Here is an 18,419-nt window from a genome sequence, read left to right as displayed (position 1 = left end):
TGGCTTGAAGGCCCGGGAAGTCGGCAAACGGCGGAAGGCCCGCTCCGGCCGCGGGCGGAACGCTGCACACCCCCAGCCACCGGAGGGTGGGCGGGCGACCATCTACGGGGCGGCGGGACGGCCCGGGCTCGGCCCGGGAGCGCCGGTCGCGGAAGCGGCCGGCGCCGGCCAGGCAGGCGTAACTAAAGCGCTTCGGAGACGACTCCGTCGGCGACGGCGGTCTCGGGAGGCGCGGACGGACCCTCGTTCGTGCGGGAGCGCACGACCTCGACGATGTGCTCGACGGCCGCGTCCAGGGCCACGCCGTTGCGCTGGGAGCCGTCGCGGTAGCGGAAGGAGACCGTGCCGGCGGCGACGTCGTCGTCGCCGGCGATCACCATGAACGGGACCTTCTGCTTCTGGGCGTTGCGGATCTTCTTCTGCATCCGGTCGGACGCGGTGTCGACCTCGGCCCGGATGCCCTGCTTCTTGAGCGCGGCCACGAACTCCGACAGGTACCCCACGTGGCCGTCGCCGATCGGGATACCCACGACCTGCACCGGGGCGAGCCAGGCCGGGAACGCCCCGGCGTAGTGCTCGGTGAGGACGCCGAAGAACCGCTCGATCGAGCCGAACAGCGCACGGTGGATCATCACCGGACGCTGGCGGGAGCCGTCGGCGGCCTGGTACTCGAGCTCGAACCGCTCGGGGAGCATGAAGTCGAGCTGGATCGTCGACATCTGCCAGGTGCGACCGATCGCGTCGCGGGCCTGCACCGAGATCTTCGGGCCGTAGAAGGCCGCGCCGCCCGGGTCGGGGACCAGGTCGAGGCCGGACTCGGTGGCGACCCGGCGGAGGGTCTCGGTCGCGACCTCCCAGACGTCGTCGTCGCCGATGTACTTCTCCGGGTTCTTGGTGGAGAGCTCGAGGTAGAAGTCTTCCAGCCCGTAGTCCTTGAGCAGGTCGAGGACGAACTGGAGCAGCGAGGTGAGCTCGCCCTCGATCTGGTCCTGGGCGCAGAAGATGTGGGCGTCGTCCATCGTGAGGCCGCGGACGCGGGTGAGGCCGTGGATGACGCCGGACTTCTCGTAGCGGTACACGGTGCCGAACTCGAACATGCGCAGCGGCAGCTCGCGGTAGGAGCGGCCGCGCGAGCGGTAGATCAGGTCGTGCATCGGGCAGTTCATCGGCTTGAGGTAGTAGTTCGCGCCCTCGAGCTCCATGGGCGGGAACATGCCGTCGGCGTACCAGTCGAGGTGACCGCTGACCTCGTAGAGGTGACCCTTGGTGATGTGCGGGGTGTTGACGAACGAGTACCCCGCCTCCTCGTGCCGCTGCCGGGAGTAGTTCTCCATCTCGCGGCGGATGATGCCGCCCTTGGGGTGGAAGACCGGCAGGCCGGAGCCGAGCTCGTCGGGGAACGAGAAGAGGTCGAGCTCCTGGCCGAGCTTGCGGTGGTCTCGCTTGGCCGCCTCTTCGAGGCGGTGCTGGTACTCCTTGAGCGCCTCGCGGGACGGCCAGGCGGTGCCGTAGATGCGCTGGAGCTGCGGGTTCTTCTCCGAGCCGCGCCAGTAGGCGGCGGCGCTGCGCTGCAGGGCGAACGCCGGGATGTTGCGGGTGGTGGGCAGGTGCGGGCCGCGGCACAGGTCGGTCCAGACGCGGTCGCCGGTCTTGCGGTCGAGGTTGTCGTACATGGTGAGCGCGCCCTCGCCCACCTCGACGTCGGCGCCCTCGGCGGCGTCGGCCGAGCCCTTCAGCGAGATGAGCTCGAGCTTGAAGCGCTCGTGGGCCAGCTCGTGACGGGCCTCGTCGTCGGTGATCGGGCGACGGGAGAAGCGCTGGTTCGCCTTGACGATCTCCTGCATGCGCTTCTCGAGGCGCTTCAGGTCGTCGGGGGTGAACGGCTTCTCCGGGAGGAAGTCGTAGTAGAAGCCGTTCTCGATCGGCGGGCCGATGCCCAGCAGGGTGCCGGGGAAGACGTCCTGGACGGCCTGGGCGAGGACGTGCGCGGTGGAGTGCCGGAGCACGTTGAGCCCGTCCGGCGAATCGATCAGCACCGGCTCGACCCGGGCGTCGGCGTCGGGGGTCCAGTCGAGGTCGCGCAGCTGCCCGTCCGCGTCGCGGACGACGACGGCGGCGGCACTGCCCTCGATCGGGATCCCGGCTTCGACCAGCGCGTCCGCGGCCGTCGTCCCGGCCGGCACCACGACGGGGGCGGGCGCGTGGACGGCTTGTGCTGCGGACACGGTTCTCTCCTCGGGTGTCAAACGGATGTGTCCCAGATGCTAGTCCGGGAGCCGGCCGGGCCTTGCACCGGATAAATCTGTCGGGTGGCCGTCTGTTCGGGGTCGGGTGGCACGAAACAGGGATCCCGAGGCCGTTTCCGCTACGTAGTGTCCTCGGCAAGCAAGCCCCCTCACCGAGAACAGGAATTGACATGAGCGACTCCGGCGACACGATCGACTCCGGCGCAGACGCCCCCACCAGCACGATCGCCGACAACGACGTACCGCTGGACTACGACAACGACGGCACCGTCGACGGCTACCTGCACCAGGACGCCGACGGCACCGCCTACGCGATCCTCGACACCGACCACGACGGCGTCTCGGACACGGTGGCCGCCGACACCGACGGCGACGGGTACGTCGACGTCGTCGTGACCGACACCGACGGCGACGGCCAGGTGGACTACGCGGTCGTCGACACCGACGGCGACCACGTCGCCGACACCGCGCTCTACGACCGGGACGGCGACGGCGACTTCGACTATGCCGCGGTCGACACCAACGGCGACGGCGTGATCGACGCGACGGTGGCCGACACCGACAACGACGGGGACTTCGACGCGGTCGAGGTCGACACCGACTACGACGGCGACGTGGACGCGGTGGTCGTCGACACGAACGACGACGGCGAGTTCGACACGGTGTACTCGGACACCGACGGCGACGGCACGGTCGACACGACCGCGTCGGTCACCGACACCCCGGACCCGGTCGTCACCGAGTCGACGACGACCACCACCACCACGACGACCACGACCACCAGCTGACGATCCCGGCGGCCCGCCCCACCCAGGGGTGGGTCGCCATCGTTACCGGGGGCCGATCAGCGCGGTCACCGACTCCCGCAGGGTGGCGCGGACGAGCGCCGGGTCGTCGAGCTGAGCTCCGACCACGACCCCGTCCCGCAGCGTGACCAGCATCCGCGCCGTGGTCTCCGGGGCCGGGTGCCCGGCCGCGGCCAGCTGGTCGCGCAGCACCCGTGCGAACCACCGCCGATGGTCGGCGACGACCGCGCGCACCGCACTGGCCGGGTCGGGATACTCCACCGCCGCGTTCACGAACGCGCACCCCCGGAAGCCCGGGCCGCAGGCCAGCTCGCCGAGCGCGTCGAAGATGAACAGCACGAGCTCGCCCGGGTCGGTGCCCGCGGGCACCGACGCCAGCGCCGCCACCTCGCGGTCGTGCATCCCGGTGAGGTAGGCGCAGACCAGCGCGTCCTTGGTCGGGAAGTGGTGGTAGAACGTCGCCTTCGCCACGCCGGCCTCGGCGATGATCCGGTCGATGCCGACGCCACGGATGCCGTCCGCGTAGAACAGCGCCGTCGCGGTGTCCAGGATCCGGTCCCGAGCGGAAGTGCGTGTGACGAGGGTCGGCATGCCTTGAAATTACCAGACAGACCTGTCTAGTCTCGGTGCCGTACAGACAGTTCTGTCTACCCGAAGGGACCACGCTGATGTCAGCCCTCTACACCGCAATCGCCACCGCCGACGGCAACGGGCGAAACGGTCGGACGCGCACCAATGACGGGCAGCTCGACGTCCAGCTCGCGTTCCCGAAGGAGCTGGGCGGCAGCGGCGCCGGCTCGAACCCCGAGCAGCTGTTCGCGGCCGGCTACGCCGCCTGCTTCTCCAGCGCGCTCGGCCTGATCGCCGGCCAGAAGAAGCTCGACGTCACCGACCACTCGGTCACGGCCGAGGTCGGCCTCAACCCGACCGACGCCGGTGGCTTCGCACTCTCGGTGACGCTCCGCGTCGAGCTCCCCGAGGCCCTCCAGGGCGACGCCGGCCGCGAACTCGTCGAGGCCGCTCACCAGGTGTGCCCGTACTCGAACGCCACCCGCGGCAACATCGACGTAAACCTCGTCGTCGAGTGACCTAAAGCCCCCGCGTCTCGGCAAGCGCGGGGGCGAAACACCGCCTACCGTCGAAGAATGACGCAGCTGGCCGCGGTTCACGGCGTCCTGCCCGACCACCGATACCCGCAAGCCGAGCTCACCGACCTCTTCGCCGAAGTCGGCCGGCTGGACGACACCCAACGGCGGTTCCTGGAACGCGTGCACGGCGCCGCCGGCGTCCAGACTCGACACCTGGTGCTCCCGATCGACGAGTACCGCACGCTGAAGACGTTCGACGCGGCCAACGACGCGTTCCTGACCGGCGCGGTCGACCTGGGCTGCCGGGCGATCACCGGGGCGCTGGCCGACGCCGGGCTGGAGCCCGGTGACGTCGACGCGATCATCGCGGTCACCTCCACCGGCCTGGCCATTCCCTCGCTGGACGCTCACATCGCGGGCCGGCTCGGCCTGCGCGAGGACGTCAAGCGGACCCCGGTGGTCGGCCTGGGCTGCGCCGCCGGGGCGGTCGGCCTGTCCCGGCTGCACGACTACGTCCGGGCCTGGCCCGACCAGGTCGCGGTGCTGGTCGTGATCGAGCTCTGCTCGCTGACCGTCCAGTACGACGACCGGTCGGCCACCAACCTGGTCGCGAGTGGCCTGTTCGGCGACGGCGCCGCGGCCGTGGTGGCGGTCGGTGGTTCCGGCCCCGGTCCGGAGGTGACCGCCACCCGCAGCGCGCTCTACGCCGGCACGCTGCGCACGATGGGGTTCGACGTCGGCGCCAGCGGGCTCAAGGTCGTCCTCGGCACCGAGGTGCCGTCGCTGGCCGAACAGCACCTGAGACGCAACGTCGACCAGTTCCTCGGCGACCACGGGCTCACCCGCCGGGACATCACGACCTGGGTCTCGCACCCGGGCGGCCCGAAGGTGCTCGAAGCGATCGAGTCCGGGTTGGAGCTCCCGGAGGGCGCGCTCGGCGCCAGCTGGAGCTCGCTGCGCCGGGTCGGCAACATCTCGTCGGCGTCCGTGCTGCACATTCTGGAAGACACCCTGCGCGACCGGACCCCGGAGCGCGGCACCCCCGGACTGTTGTTGGCGATGGGCCCCGGATTCTCCGCCGAACTGGTACTGCTCCAGTGGTGACCTACACGCTCCTCGTCCTGGTGGTCGGCCTCGAGCGGGTCGCCGAGCTGGTCGTCGCCGTGCGCAACAAGCGCTGGATGTTCGAGCGCGGCGGGCGCGAGTACGGCCAGGGCCACTACCCGTTCATGGTCGTGCTGCACACCGGGTTCCTGGCCGCGTGCATCGTCGAGGCCTTCCACCGGCCGTTCCTGCCCTGGCTGGGCTGGCCGATGCTGGTGCTCGCGGTGGCGGCCCAGGGGCTGCGCTGGTGGTGCATCCGGACCCTGGGTCCGCAGTGGAACACCAAGATCATCGTGGCGCCGGGGATGCCGCTGGTCACCGGCGGTCCGTACCGCTGGTTCCGGCACCCGAACTACGTGGCGGTCGTCGTCGAGGGGTTCGCGCTGCCGCTGATCCACACCGCCTGGCTCACCGCGCTGGTGTTCACCGTGTTGAACGCGGCCCTGCTCACGGTGCGGATCCGGGCCGAGGACGCGGCTCTCCAGTCGGCATGAGAGACCTGCTCGTCGTCGGCGGCGGCCCGGCGGGCCTGGTCACCGCGTTGCTCGCGGCGCGGCGCGGGTTGTCCGCCGTCGTCCTGGAGCCCCGCCGTGGTCCGATCGACAAGGCCTGTGGCGAGGGTCTGATGCCGGGTGCGGCCGCGTTGCTGGCCGAGCTCGGCGTCGAGGTTCCCGGCCTGCCTTTCCGCGGCATCCACTACGCGGACGCGACGCGCAGCGTCGACGCGCTGTTCCGGACCGGCCCGGGACGGGGCGTCCGCCGGACCGCACTGCACACGGCGTTGTCGGACGCGGTGGCGCGGGCCGGAATCGAGGTCGTGCCGGTCGCCGCCGGGGAGGTGACCCAGGATGCCGACTCGGTGAGCGCCGGCGGGGTGCGGGCCCGGTACCTGGCCGCGGCCGACGGGCTGCACTCGCCGATCCGGCGGAGGCTCGGGTTGCAGCGGCCGTCGCGGGGACCGGCGCGGCACGGGTTGCGGCGGCACTACGCGACCGCGCCCTGGAGTGACCTGGTCGAGGTGCACTGGGCCCGGGGCGCGGAGGCGTACGTGACGCCGGTGGCTCCGGATCTCGTCGGGGTGGCGATCCTGACCGCGGACCGGGGGCCGTTCGAGGGCCAGCTGGCCCGGTTCCCGGCGTTGGCCGAGCGTCTGAGGGCGGGCGCGCGGGCCGCGGGGCCCGCGGGGGCGGACGCGGGCGGCGCGGGGGCGGGAGTGGGCGGCGCGGGGGCGGGAGTGGGCGGCGGAAGGGGCGCGGTGCGGGGGGCCGGGCCGTTGCATCAGCGGGTGTCGGCGCGGGTCGCCGGGCGGGTCCTGCTGGTCGGCGACGCGGCCGGGTACATCGACGCGCTCACCGGCGAGGGGCTGGCCGTGGCCTGGGCCAGCGCGGCCGAGCTGGTCGACTGCGTCGCCCGGAACGCTCCGGCCGAGTACGAACGACGCTGGCGCCGGGCGTCGCGCCGCTACCGGGTCCTGACCGGCGGGCTCCTGGCCGCCCGCAACCAGCCCCTGGTCGCCCGGGCGATCGTCCCCGCCGCCGCCCGTCTCCCCCGGGTCTTCGCCGCCGTGGTGAACCAGCTCGCGCGATGATGCGCGCATGGACCCTTTGTTGCGGACCCCGTCCGGCCGGCCCCGCGCCCGGGCGCTCGGCGTACCGCTGCCCGGGACGCCGGGCCGCTGGAACGCGCTGACCGACGTCGCCGGGCTCGAGGTCGGCTACACGACGCTGATCGAGGGCGACGACGTCCGCACCGGCGTCACCGCGATCCACCCGCGCGGCCGCGACGGCACCGGGGTCCCCTGCGCGGCCGGCCGGCACTCGTTCAACGGCAACGGCGAGATGACCGGCACCGCCTGGATCAGCGAGAGCGGCGCGCTGACCGGCCCGATCGCGATCACGAACACGCACGCGGTCGGCCCGGTGCACCAGGGCGTCCTGGAGTGGATCACCGCGACCCACCCGTCGATCACCGAGCAGTGGGTCCTGCCGGTCGTGGCCGAGACCTACGACGGCGACCTGAACGACATCAACGGCGGCCATGTCCGCCCCGAACACGCGATCGCCGCCCTCGACGGCGCCCGGATCGGCCCGGTCGACGAGGGCAGCGTCGGCGGCGGCACCGGCATGATCTGCCACGGCTTCAAGGGCGGCTCGGGCACCGCGTCGCGGCTGGTCGGCTACGGCGACGACCGCTACACCGTCGCCGCGTTCGTCCAGGCCAACTACGGCGCCCGGCGGGAGCTGACCGTGGCCGGCGTCCGGATCGGCGAGCAGCTGGCCGCAGCGCGGCCCGACCTCGTGGCCGGGCCCCGGCCGGCGCCACCCGGTGCCGGGTCGATCATCGTCGTGCTCGCGACCGACGCCCCGCTGCTCCCACAGCAGTGCGGCGCGCTGGCCCGCCGGGCCACGCTCGGCGTCGGCCGCTCGGGCACCAGCGGCAGCCACTTCTCCGGCGACCTGTTCCTTGCGTTCTCGACGTCCAACGCCGGTGCCCTGACCAGCACGTTCGACGGCCCGGACGAGTACGAGCAGCTCCGCTTCGTGCCCTGGGGGCGGATCGACCGCTTCTTCGAGGCGGCCGTGCAGGCGGTCGAGGAGGCGGTGCTGAACGTCCTGGTCGCGAACGAAGACATGGTTGGCCGCGGTGGCTACCGCGTCCCCGCGCTACCTCACGATGCGGTCCGGGCTGCCGCGCGCACGGCACACGGTGCTAGCCTTTAGACCGTTTCGGCACGATCTGGGGGAGAGCGCGTGGTTGACACTCTCTACGGCCCTGGCGTACTGGATGTTGCCCGTGTCGTCGAGGAGGACCAGTGCTACGCGCTGTTCCTGCTGACCGGGGACATCGACGAGATCGTCGCGCCGCGGCTGCTCGAGCAGCTGGTGACCGCGGCCCGGCTCCCGGAGATCGACCTGGTGATCGTCGACCTGATCCGGGTCGACTTCTGCGGGGCGTCCGGCGCGAACTGCCTGGACGCGGCTCATCGCGCGGCCGGGCGTCACGGGGCCGAGCTCGTCCTGACCCGCCCGTCGCAGTTCGTCCGCCGGGTCCTGCAGATCACCGGGTTGGCCCACCTCGTCGCGGACGAGTGAGCGTCACATCACGCCGTGGCGGGCCAGCGGCTCGACCAGTTCGCGCTCTTCGTAGGAGAGGTGCGAGAGCAGCGTGTCGGTGAGGAGGTCGACCGCGTCCCGGACGTCGGCGATCGACTTCTCGTCGGTGACCAGGCCGACCAGCGCGCGGTCGACGCGTTCGAGCACCTCGTGGATCACGACGTGCTCGGCGGCCAGCCGGTCGACGACCGGGGTGAGGGCGACGTCGGCCCGGGTGAGGCGCGGGAACAGCGCCATGTCCTCGAGCGTGTGGTGGGTGGTCACGACCCGGCAGTACGACTCGCAGTAGGTGCCGAGCGTCCAGTTGTTCTGGCGCATCGTCATCGCGTTGATCGCCGAGCGCGCGGCTCCGGCGTCGGTGAGGCCGTCGGCGACCTGCTCGACCAGGTCGCGGACGGTCGCGAGCTCCTGGCGCAGGTGGTCGTGCACGTCGATCAGGTGCTGGCCGGCGGCCCGCTGGGCCGCGGTGTAGGTGAGGCCCGGGTCGGGCACCGGCCCGGTGGGCCGTTCCCCTTCGTCCCACAGTCGGACGCTCGAGAGCCGCACGCCGTCGTCGACGGTGGGCGTCACCCCGAGACCCGGAGGCGGCCCACCGACCGGCCGGGCCGAGGTCGCGGCACTGGCCCCGGCGGCGCCGCGGGGGCCCGGCCCGACGGCCGCCGCGGCGGGCGCGGCGGCGGAGCCGGTCGCGGAGCTGGTCGCGGCGGGCGCGGCGCGGTCGGCGGGTGGGGTGGCTGCGCGGCGGGCTCGTTCGGTGTCGACCAGGTCGCGGACGGCCGGCACGATCTCGGCGGCGAATCGCCGGACCACGTCCGGGTCGTCCCCCATCGTGATGAACCCGCTGATCCCCTGCTCGAGCGCGAGCTCGGCCAGCTGCTCGGCCCCGAAGTCGGGGCCGATGTTGTAGAGCCGCCGGATCGCCCCCGGAGAGCGCCCGGCCTCCTGCGCCGCCGCGTCGATGATCGCGTTCATCGCCGGCAGCGCGTCCGGAGCCGCGTACGGAGCACTGGGCAGCCACCCGTCGGCCACCCGCCCGGTCAGCGCGAGCATCCGCTTCTTGTACGCCCCGAGCCAGATCCCGACGTCGTGGACCGGCGCCGGCCCGGCGTGCGCACCGTTGACCGGGTAGTAGTCGCCGGGCAGGCGCACCGACCCGCCCGGCGCCCAGAACGCCCGCAGCACCTCGATGCCCTCCTCGAGCGCGTCCACGGCCTGGCCGGGCGTCAGCTTGCGCCCGCCGAGCGCCGCGATCCCCTCCCAGAACGCGCCCGACCCGAGGCCGAGCTCGATCCGCCCGCCGGTGAGCAGGTCCAGCGACGCCACGCTCTTGGCCAGCACGGCCGGCGGCCGCAGCGGCAGGTTCAGCACGTTGGGCACGACCCGCAGCGTCGACGTCCGGGCCGCGACCACCGACAGCAGCGTCCAGGTGTCGAGGAACCGCGACTGGTACGGGTGGTCCTGGAACGACGCCAGGTCGAGCCCGGCCTGCTCGGTGAGCTGCGCCAGCGCGACGACCCGCTCGGGCGCCTCCGCGGTCGGCGTGAGGAACGTCCCGAACAGCAACTCGTGCCCGTAGTCGGTCATGGCTAGATAGTATGCCAGACAGAAGAGTTGCCACACAGACGAACTGCGCGGCACATTTAGCCACCCAGTGCCATAAACCGAAACAGCACGTCAGAGTCCACTGGACGACACCTGTCCGTTAGGGCTAGCGTCGGCTTCATGACGCGACCGATGGTCGGCAACACCGATCCACGCGCGGTCCGGACCCGGGAGAAGCTCGTGGCCGCGTTCCACGACGCGGTCCGGACGCAGGACCCGGCGACGATGACCGTCGCGGCGCTCACCCGCGCGGCCGGCGTCAACCGGACGAGCTTCTACACCCACTTCGAGTCCCCCGAAGACCTGGCCGTCCACGCGCTCGGCGAGCTCTTCGACGTCGTCGCGAACGCCGACATCGTGCTGCGGTCGGAACACGCGGTCACGCCGGCCGACGCCAGCCGCCGGGCCCTCGTCGACATCGTCCGGTTCGTCGACGAACGCCGGACGTCGTACGCGAACCTCCTCGGCCCGGGAGCGGCCCCGGCGGTCAAGCAGGCGATCACCGCCGCCTACGTGGAGCGAGCGGTCGAGGCCCTCTCCCGCCACCCGAACCGCCCGCCGCACGCCGACCCGCTCCTGACCGCCCACTTCCTGGCCGGCGGTGTCCTCGGCGTGCTCGGCACCTGGCTGGCCACCCCAGACCCCCAGCACTCGCTGGACGACCTGGTCGACGCACTCGTGCAGTGCCTGCCGGCCTGGATCAACCGCTGAAGGAGCAACACATGGGACAGCTCGAGGGCAAAGTCGCCTTCATCACCGGCGCCGCCCGCGGCCAGGGCCGCAGCCACGCGTTGACCCTGGCCCGCGAGGGTGCCGACATCATCGCGGTCGACGTCTGCAAGCAGGCCGACACCGTCCCCTACCCGATGGCCACCCCCGAGGACCTCGCCGAGACCGTCAAGCAGGTCGAGGCCCTCGACCGGCGGATCATCGCGTCCGAGGTGGACATCCGCGACTTCGCCGCGCTGAAGGCCGCGGCCGATCAGGGCGTCGCCGAGCTCGGCCGCCTCGACATCGTGCTGGCCAACGCCGGCATCTCCACCCCGGCCTCGACCCTCGAGATGGACGAGGAGGTCTGGGACGAGATGATCGAGATCAACCTGACCGGCCAGTGGAAGACGATCAAGGCCGCGGTGCCGCACGTCCGGGCCGGTGGCCGGGGTGGTTCGGTGGTCATCACCAGCTCGCTCGCCGCGATCTACGCGAACAACAACACCGCGCACTACTCGGCGGCCAAGGCCGGTCTGGTCATGTTCGCGAAGGTGCTGGCCAAGGAGCTCGCGCCGGAGAGCATCCGGGTCAACACGATCCACCCGACGACGGTCGCGACCGGCATGATCCTCAACGAGCCGACCTACAAGCTGTTCCGCCCCGACCTGGAGCACCCGACCCGGGCCGACTTCGAAGAGGCCGCGCTCCAGCTGAACAAGCTGCCGATCGCCGCGATCGAGCCGGCCGACATCAGCAACGCGATCCTCTACCTGGTCAGCGACGCCGGCCGGTACGTCACCGGCACCACCCACGTCGTCGACGCCGGCGGCCAGCTCTGACCCTCCGGTGATCGCGGGGGTCCGTGGGTGCGCTTCTTTTTACGCCTGCCCGGCGGGCCCCCGCTCTCCCGCACCCGACGCTCACCGGCGCGCCGCGCGACGTCCGCCCACCCGTGCCCGGTTGCTCCCCCACCCTCAGATTGCTGGGGGTATGCATGGCCCGCCCCGTCGACGACCCCGACCGACCCGTGCGGGTTCGACGCCTGGCCGGCGATGCCGTCCGCGTCGGCACGCCGCCGGGGCCCGCAAGCCCGGAACGGCGAGAAGGGGCGCGGCGCGTCGTGGCGTCCCGGTCTCGGTGGTCGAGGTGAGGCGGTCGGGCGCCCCCTGAGCAGCAAGACCCACCTCGCCGTTGATGAGCGGGGACGACCGGTAGCCGTCCGGCTGACTTCCGGGCCGCAGCTCCCGCCGCTCCCCGAGGAGGTCAAGGCGCGTCGGCGCGAGCCCGACCGCCGGCGCTCGCCCGGCACCGCTGTCGAACACGGGCCTCCTCAGCGCGCCGAGTTGGCGGATCGGGTCGGAGAACGGTTCGATCCCACCGCCTCGCCTGCGCCTGGCCTCGATGCCGGGCCTCGGAGCCGCCGCCTGGATCCTGCTCGAGATGGTCGACCTCGAACGCGCGCTCCTACTCGCCGCACGGGGCCGGTGACTGGTCGATCGGCGCGGTTGTGGTGCCGGGTCGTGGCGGTCAGCGCTGGGGGGCATCGGGTGGCGCGGGCGCCGACCGCGATCCACGGTGCGCGCCGTGGTCTTCGAGCGCGAATTGGCTTTCCGGATCTGGTCGACCGATTCGATGGCCGGCCGGAAGGCCCGATGAGCAGCAAGACGCCGCAGCGGGTGAGCTGGGGATCGAATTCGGGGCGCCGGCCGGTGCGCGGTCGATCGGGTGACCCGCCGGGGGTCCCTATGTATTTCGTCAAGCGGCTGTCGCTGGGCGCGGTTGGTAGGTGGTCCGGTTGCGGAGCTGGCGTGGAGGACGTCGCAGCGGCGTCGGGCGAGGCAGATGAGGGCGGCGTTGTGGCGTTTGCCTTCGGCGCGTTTACGGCCGTAGTAGGCCCGGGAGGCGGGGTCGGCGAGGCTGGCGAACGCGGCGAGGAAGAACACGCGTTTGAGGTTTTTGTTGCCGCCTCTGGGTGTTCTCCGCGGATGCTGGACCCGGGATCGGCGGGTGACCGGGGCGAGGGCGGCGTGGGCGGCGAGGTGCCCGGAGGTGGGGAAGGAGCTGGCGTCGCCGACTTCGAGCAGGATGCGGGCGGCGGTCCTGACGTCGATGCCGGGCATCAAGGTCAGGACCGCGGCGAGAGGGTGGGCATCGAGCCGTTCCTCGACCTGGATCGCGGGCTCGGCGCGCTGGTGCAGGACGGTGCGTAGCGAGTCGGCCAGCTCGGGCAGCACTGTTTCGGCCGCGGCGGCGCCTGGAACGGTGACGGTCTGCTGGTCGAGAGCCGTGAGCAGATCGGTTCCGAGTTTCGCGCCGATGCGTGGGCCGGGTTGGATCGTGATGCTGATCAGACGTCGGCGGCCGGCGTTGCGCAGTCCGGTGGGTCCGCCGAAGCGGGACAGCAGCTCGAGGACGGCCGGATGCGCGACGCGAGGGCCCAGCACTCGTTCGGCGGCGGAGTGGATCTGGGTGAGCCCGCGGATGCGGTCGCTGATCCGGGTCGCCTCGCCGGCCGGGTCGTCGTCGAACCCGACCAGCACTTCGAGTTCGGCGAGGGCTTCGTCGCCGACGTCGACGCGCCGGAGGGTGTGGGGCATGGTGCGGGCCGCGTCGGCGATGACGTGCGCGTCGCGGGCATCGGTCTTGGCCTGCCCGGGATGCAGATCGGCGATGCCGGCGCATCGCTAGACCGGGCAGATAGGCCACGTCGTGGCCTTGGGCGCGGGCGACCGCGACCGACAGGGCACCGATCGACGCCGGTTGATCGACGACCACCAGCACGCGTCCGTGGCGGCCCAGGCGCTCGAACAGCTCGACCAGCCGGGCCTGATCGTTGGGCAGCGGCGCCTCGGGCAGCCGCTTCCCGCTCGGGCTCAGCGCGGTCGCGTGATGCCCGTCCTTTCCGACGTCCAGTCCGAGAAACACCTAACAGTCCGGCCGGTGCGCGTGCACGCCTCGCTCTCTTCTGCGGCCCCGCCGGCAGCCACGTGACGAAGAGACCTACCAAGACAGCGGTCGGCCGTGTCCCTATCAGCGGTCCGTCGACGCCACCCGGCCTGGTGACAACACCCCCCCGATCATCCCAACGACAAGGACAGTCAGTCATGCCAGACCGGGCGACCACAAAGTCCCCAACCGGAACCGCGAAAAAGATGACGGGCGGATCAGGGGCAGGCGTGTGCCTCGGGACCAGCGCGAGGGCTTCGGGGCGCAGTGGCCGTACCGGGCGTAACCGGCCGGCGCCGTGGCGCGGAGGCGGGTACCGGGCCATGCATACCCCCAGCAATCTGAGGGTGGGTGAGCAACCGGGCACGGGTGGGCGGGCCGGCCGGCGATCGGGCCGCGCGCTACGGGAGCGGGAGGCAGAAGGCCAGCCAGGCAGGCGTAAAGAAAAGCAAGAGCAACCACCGCGGACCTGATGGATAGCTGACTCTCGCGGGCCCCAAACCGGGCGCAACCGCCCGACCGCATGGGGAACTATCGGAGTCGCCTGCTACACAGGTGTGGCGAATCCGAGTGGGGAGAAGATCCGATGGGCCTGATGGACAAGATCCGCGGCGAGTTCATCGACATCATCGAGTGGCTGGACGACAGCCGCGACACGATCGTCTGGCGGTTCCCGCGCTACCAGAACGAGATCAAGATGGGCGCCAAGCTCATCGTGCGGGAGTCGCAGGTCGCGGTGTTCGTGAACGAGGGCCAGATCGCCGACGCGTTCGGGCCGGGCACCTACACGCTCGAGACCCAGAACCTGCCGATCCTGTCGACGCTCAAGGGCTGGAAGTACGGGTTCAACTCGCCGTGGAAGGCCGAGGTGTACTTCGTCAACACCCGGGTCTTCACCGACATGAAGTGGGGCACGCAGAACCCCGTGACGGTGCGCGACCCCGAGTTCGGCGTGGTGCGCCTGCGGGCGTTCGGGGCGTACGCGGTGCGGGTGGCCGACCCCAAGAAGCTGCTGACCGAGCTGGTCGGCACCGACCCGCAGTTCCGCACCGAAGAGGTGGCCGAGTACCTCCGGCAGCTGACGGTCAGCCACCTGGGCAGCGCGCTGGCGACGGCGCAGGTCCCGATGATCGACCTGGCCGCGCACCAGCAGGAGATCGGCCAGCGGCTGGCCGGCGTGCTGAGCGAGGAGCTCGCGCCGATCGGCATCGTGATCCCCCGGTTCATCATCGAGAACATCTCGGTGCCGCCGGAGGTCGAGCAGGCGCTCGACAAGCGCACCCAGATGGGCGTGCTCGGCAACCTCGACCAGTACACGAAGTTCCAGACCGCGAACGCGATCGAGGACGCCGCCAACAACCCCGGTGGCGGGGCCGGCGAGGGCTTCGGGCTGGGGCTGGGGATGGCCGCGGGTCAGCGGATGGCGCAGTCGTTGAACCAGCAGGCTCCCCCGGCCGCGGCCGGGCCGCCTCCGCTGCCGACGTCGGCGTGGTACCTCGGCGCCAACGGGCAGCAGGCCGGGCCGTTCGACGAGGCCGCGCTGCGTGGACAGGCCGCGTCCGGTGCGCTCACCCGCTCGACGCTGGTGTGGAAGCAGGGCATGGCCTCCTGGCTCCCGGCCGAGCAGGTGCCCGAGCTGGCCGGCGTGCTCGGCTCCGTCCCTCCGCCGTTGCCACCCCAGTGAGCGCACCTCAGACGCAGCGGGTCTTCCCCTGCACGAACTGCGGCGCGAACCTGGAGTTCGCGCCCGGCACCGAGGCCCTGCGGTGCCCGTACTGCGGCAGCGAGCAGCACATCCGGATCGCGGCCGACCGGGCCGTCCGGGAACACTCCTGGGACGAGTTCGTCCGGCTGCCCCGGAAGCCGATCGCGACGCTGGCCGCGCACGTCTTCACCTGCCCGGGGTGCGGCGCGGTCACCGAGTCGGACGCGATCTCCGACCGGTGTCAGTTCTGCGGCGCCCCGGTCGTGGCCGACGTCGACTCCGGGCAGATGGTCGTGCCCGAGGCGGTGCTGCCGTTCACCGTCGACCGGGCCGGCGTGCGCGACGCGCTGCAGGTGTGGGTGAAGAGCCGCTGGTTCGCGCCGAACCAGCTGAAGAAGGTCACGACCGCGGAGACCGTCCGCAGCACGTACCTCCCGCACTGGACGTACGACGCGTCGACGCACTCCAGCTACACCGGCGAGCGCGGCGAGTACTACTACGAGACCGAGTACTACACGGTCCGGGACGACAACGGGAACGAGCGCACCGAGGAGCGCCAGGTCCGCCGGACGCAGTGGTGGCCGGCCAGCGGGTCCGTGTCGCGCGACTTCGACGACCTGCTGGTCCGCGGTACCGGCAAGGTGCCGCCGGAGCGGCTGGACGCGCTCGAGCCCTGGCCGCTCACCGACGCCAGGCCCTACGACCAGAACTTCCTGGCCGGGCACCAGACGCTGCGGTACGACGTCGAGCCCGAGCAGGGCATGGACGTCGCCCGCGCGCGGATGGCGTCGACGATCGAGCAGGACTGCCGCCGGGACATCGGCGGGGACGAGCAGCGGGTCCACTCGGTGAACACCAGCTACTCGCGCGTGATGTTCAAGCTGATGCTGCTGCCGGTGTGGATCTGTGCGTACCTGTACGCGGGCAAGACGTACCAGGTGCTGATCAACGGGCGCACCGCCGAGGTGGCTGGCGATCGGCCGTTCAGTTGGGTGAAGATCTTCTTCGCTGTGCTGGCCGGGGTGTTGCTGGTCGCGGCGGTGGTGGCCTTCTTCGTGCTGCGGCGTTAGGACCAGTGGCGGCGTAACGCCTCGACCAGCTCGTTCGCCCGCTCGTCGGGGAAGAACAGCTTGCCGCCGGGGACCTCGACGACCCCGGTGGCGCCCGGGATCGTCGTCCGCAGCCAGTACGCCCACTTGCGACGGAAGAAGATGTCGGCGGTGCCCCAGACGATCAGCGTGGGCACCTCCAGTCGGGACAGCTCGGCCTCGACCGCGAGCAGGTCGCGGGCGCGCAGCGAGGTGAGGAACCGCTGGAATTCGCGCGCCGCGTCCTGGGTGCCGATCAGCGGGGTGAGGTTCGCGCGGACGATGTCGGTCGGGAGGTTCTGCACGTCCTGGTACCCGATGCCGTAGACCCGCTTCCGGGCCTTGTCGACGTCGTGCAGCAGGCGCGGCCCGGTGCGGGCGAGCATGCCGGCCCTGGCCAGCAGCACCGTGGGCAGGAACGCGGTCGGCGGCACGTTGTCGTGGGCCTCGCAGTTCGTCAGCGTGAGCGAGGCGAGCCGGTCGGGATTGCGGGCGGCGAAGATCTGCGCGACCGCGCCGCCGGTGTCGTTCGCGACCAGGTCGACGCGGTCCAGGCCCAGTGCGTCGCAGCAGCCGGTGACGAAATCGGCCAGGGCCGGGAGCGTGAAGTCCTGCCGGGGTGCGGCCGGGGTCCGGCCGTGCAGGGGCAGGTCGAGTGCGACGCAGCGGTGCTCGCCGTCGAGGGCGGCGACGACGTTGCGCCAGAGGTAGCTGCTCGTGCCGACGCCGTGGATGAAGAGGGCCGGGGTTCCGTCGCCGCCGGTGTCTATGACGCTGGCCGGGCCGGTTTGGGTGTCTACTGTGGCTCGGTAGTGGTCGAAATCTGCCATGGTGGCACCTCTCAACGATGAGTGGATACGCACGGACAGAGAGTTGCTTTACCCCTCGGGGGCTTCGGATACGCGCCGGGAGTGGCCTAGCGGGGGCGGACAGGGACCGTCCGCTGGGTCGGGTCGGCGGTGGAGCGTCCGAGCAGGGCTTGCCGGATGATCGCGCCGTCGCCCGGGCGTCCGTGCAGCCAGCCCTGGCCCTCGTCGCACCCGTGGCGCGCGAGCAGTGCGGCCTGGTGCACCTCCTCGACGCCCTCGCCGACCGTGCGCAGCCCCAGCGCGGCGGCCAGCGCGGTGATCGCGGCGATCAGCGGCGCCGAGGTCGCCTCGGGCGGGATCGCGGCGACGAACGACCGGTCGATCTTCAGGATGTCGGCGGGCAGGTGGTCGAGCCGGCTGAGCGACGACCAGCCGGTGCCGAAGTCGTCGATCGCGATCCGGATGCCGAGCGCCCGGAGCCGGTGCAGGGTCGTCAGCGCGACCGGGGAGTCGGCCTCGAGCATGCTCTCGGTCACCTCCAGCACCAGCCGCTCCGGCGGCAGCCCGGTCGCGATCAGCACCTCGGTGACCTGCTCGTAGTAGTCGTGCCGGTGCAGCTCGCGGCCCGAGACGTTGACCGTGACCTTGGCCGGGACGGCCCGGGTCCAGGTCGCGGCCTCCCGGCAGGCCGTCTCGAGCACGAACCGCCCGAGCTCGACGATGAACCCGCTGCGCTCGGCCCGCGGGATGAAGTCGATCGGCGGGACCGGGCCACGGCCGGGCCGCGTCCAGCGGATCAGGGCCTCGGCGCCGGTGACCGCGCCCGAGCTGAGGTCGGTGATCGGCTGGTAGGCGACCGTGAACTCGCCGGCGCTCAATGCGGCCGCCATCTCGGCCCAGTCGTCGGCGGCCGTGTCGGCGCTGCAGAAGATCCGGCTTCCGCCAGCTCGCCGGGCCTCGTCGAGGGCTGCGTCGGCCCGTCCGCAGAGCGTCGCGGGGGTGTCGCCGGGCCGCCAGCCGGCGACGCCGGCCGAGAATGGCGTCCGGTCGTCGGCCCGGAAGCGTTCGAGGAGCGCGAGGGTGTCGGCCGCGGAGGCCGGGACCACGAGCGCGAACCGGTCCCCGCCGGTACGGGCGACGACGACGTCGCCGGAGCGGGTGACAGCGCCGGCGGCGGCATCGCCGCCGGAGCGGGTGGCGG

General features: G+C 71.9%; 16 protein-coding genes and 1 pseudogene. 11 read left to right on the top strand and 6 right to left on the bottom strand.

Annotated elements, in window-relative coordinates; translation table 11 throughout:
• Positions 1-182 precede the first annotated feature (182 nt).
• On the bottom strand, positions 183-2,225 hold the full coding sequence (thrS, locus tag FL583_RS39250) for a threonine--tRNA ligase (protein WP_142710003.1): 2,043 nt from the start codon (positions 2,223-2,225) through the stop codon (positions 183-185).
• A 191-nt stretch (positions 2,226-2,416) separates the two neighbouring features.
• Between thrS and FL583_RS40670 the strand changes: the two genes are divergently transcribed.
• Positions 2,417-3,034 carry a hypothetical protein gene (locus FL583_RS40670; RefSeq protein WP_170324109.1) on the top strand — a complete coding sequence of 206 codons (618 nt, stop codon included), beginning with the start codon at positions 2,417-2,419 and terminating at the stop codon, positions 3,032-3,034.
• A gap of 42 nt (positions 3,035-3,076) precedes the next feature.
• Here the strand turns inward: FL583_RS40670 and FL583_RS39240 are convergent, their stop codons facing one another.
• Positions 3,077-3,643, bottom strand: a complete 567-nt coding sequence (locus FL583_RS39240) for a TetR/AcrR family transcriptional regulator (protein ID WP_142710002.1) — start codon at positions 3,641-3,643, stop codon at positions 3,077-3,079.
• A 77-nt stretch (positions 3,644-3,720) separates the two neighbouring features.
• Between FL583_RS39240 and FL583_RS39235 the strand changes: the two genes are divergently transcribed.
• From FL583_RS39235 to FL583_RS39210, 6 genes are read left to right on the top strand one after another with little or no spacing between them, the layout of a single operon-like run.
• Positions 3,721-4,140 (top strand): organic hydroperoxide resistance protein, encoded by a 420-nt coding sequence (locus tag FL583_RS39235; RefSeq protein ID WP_142710001.1) that lies wholly within the window; start codon positions 3,721-3,723, stop codon positions 4,138-4,140.
• Positions 4,141-4,197: 57 nt separating this feature from the next.
• A complete protein-coding gene (locus FL583_RS39230) occupies positions 4,198-5,244 on the top strand; it encodes a type III polyketide synthase (RefSeq protein ID WP_142710000.1) in 1,047 nt (348 codons plus the stop codon).
• Positions 5,238-5,738, top strand: coding sequence for an isoprenylcysteine carboxyl methyltransferase family protein (locus tag FL583_RS39225; RefSeq protein ID WP_205752858.1), 501 nt, complete (start codon positions 5,238-5,240; stop codon positions 5,736-5,738). Before FL583_RS39230 ends, FL583_RS39225 begins: the two co-directional genes overlap by 7 nt.
• Positions 5,735-6,832, top strand: a complete 1,098-nt coding sequence (locus FL583_RS39220) for an NAD(P)/FAD-dependent oxidoreductase (protein ID WP_142709999.1) — start codon at positions 5,735-5,737, stop codon at positions 6,830-6,832. The genes FL583_RS39225 and FL583_RS39220 overlap by 4 nt, the downstream gene beginning before the upstream one ends.
• Before the next feature lie 7 nt (positions 6,833-6,839).
• A complete protein-coding gene (locus FL583_RS39215) occupies positions 6,840-7,964 on the top strand; it encodes a DmpA family aminopeptidase (protein ID WP_142709998.1) in 1,125 nt (374 codons plus the stop codon).
• Positions 7,965-7,994: 30 nt separating this feature from the next.
• Positions 7,995-8,336: an STAS domain-containing protein gene (locus FL583_RS39210; RefSeq protein WP_142709997.1), complete on the top strand. Its 342-nt coding sequence runs from the start codon at positions 7,995-7,997 to the stop codon at positions 8,334-8,336.
• Between the two features lie 3 nt (positions 8,337-8,339).
• On the opposite strand, the gene FL583_RS39205 is transcribed toward FL583_RS39210, so the two are convergent.
• On the bottom strand, positions 8,340-9,941 hold the full coding sequence (locus FL583_RS39205) for an LLM class flavin-dependent oxidoreductase (RefSeq protein ID WP_142709996.1): 1,602 nt from the start codon (positions 9,939-9,941) through the stop codon (positions 8,340-8,342).
• Between the two features lie 138 nt (positions 9,942-10,079).
• Between FL583_RS39205 and FL583_RS39200 the strand changes: the two genes are divergently transcribed.
• Positions 10,080-10,670 (top strand): TetR/AcrR family transcriptional regulator, encoded by a 591-nt coding sequence (locus FL583_RS39200; RefSeq protein ID WP_205752857.1) that lies wholly within the window; start codon positions 10,080-10,082, stop codon positions 10,668-10,670.
• A gap of 11 nt (positions 10,671-10,681) precedes the next feature.
• The gene (locus FL583_RS39195; RefSeq protein ID WP_142709995.1) at positions 10,682-11,509 is read left to right on the top strand and encodes a mycofactocin-coupled SDR family oxidoreductase; all 828 of its coding nucleotides are present in this window, start codon (positions 10,682-10,684) and stop codon (positions 11,507-11,509) included.
• A 916-nt stretch (positions 11,510-12,425) separates the two neighbouring features.
• On the opposite strand, the pseudogene FL583_RS39190 reads toward FL583_RS39195, so the two are convergent.
• A pseudogene (locus FL583_RS39190) lies at positions 12,426-13,595 on the bottom strand (IS110 family RNA-guided transposase).
• 607 nt (positions 13,596-14,202) lie between these two features.
• Here FL583_RS39190 and FL583_RS39185 point away from each other — a divergent pair.
• Together FL583_RS39185 and FL583_RS39180 are read left to right on the top strand one after the other, a co-directional pair.
• The gene (locus FL583_RS39185; protein ID WP_142709994.1) at positions 14,203-15,300 is read left to right on the top strand and encodes an SPFH domain-containing protein; all 1,098 of its coding nucleotides are present in this window, start codon (positions 14,203-14,205) and stop codon (positions 15,298-15,300) included.
• Entirely contained in the window at positions 15,297-16,391 is a 1,095-nt protein-coding gene (locus FL583_RS39180; RefSeq protein ID WP_142709993.1) for a TFIIB-type zinc ribbon-containing protein, read from the top strand. Before FL583_RS39185 ends, FL583_RS39180 begins: the two co-directional genes overlap by 4 nt.
• Here FL583_RS39180 and FL583_RS39175 read toward each other — a convergent pair.
• Together FL583_RS39175 and FL583_RS39170 are read right to left on the bottom strand one after the other, a co-directional pair.
• Complete coding sequence (locus FL583_RS39175) at positions 16,388-17,239, bottom strand: alpha/beta fold hydrolase (protein ID WP_142709992.1); 852 nt, start codon at positions 17,237-17,239, stop codon at positions 16,388-16,390. The two genes, FL583_RS39180 and FL583_RS39175, sit on opposite strands and share 4 nt — an antisense overlap.
• Positions 17,240-17,325: 86 nt before the next feature.
• The coding region (locus FL583_RS39170; protein WP_142709991.1) for a putative bifunctional diguanylate cyclase/phosphodiesterase at positions 17,326-18,419 on the bottom strand (1,094 nt) is incomplete at its 5' end.

It is taken from the genome of Cryptosporangium phraense, from assembly GCF_006912135.1.
Taxonomy (GTDB): domain Bacteria; phylum Actinomycetota; class Actinomycetes; order Mycobacteriales; family Cryptosporangiaceae; genus Cryptosporangium; species Cryptosporangium phraense.
This window is presented reverse-complemented; position numbering and strand designations above follow the sequence as displayed.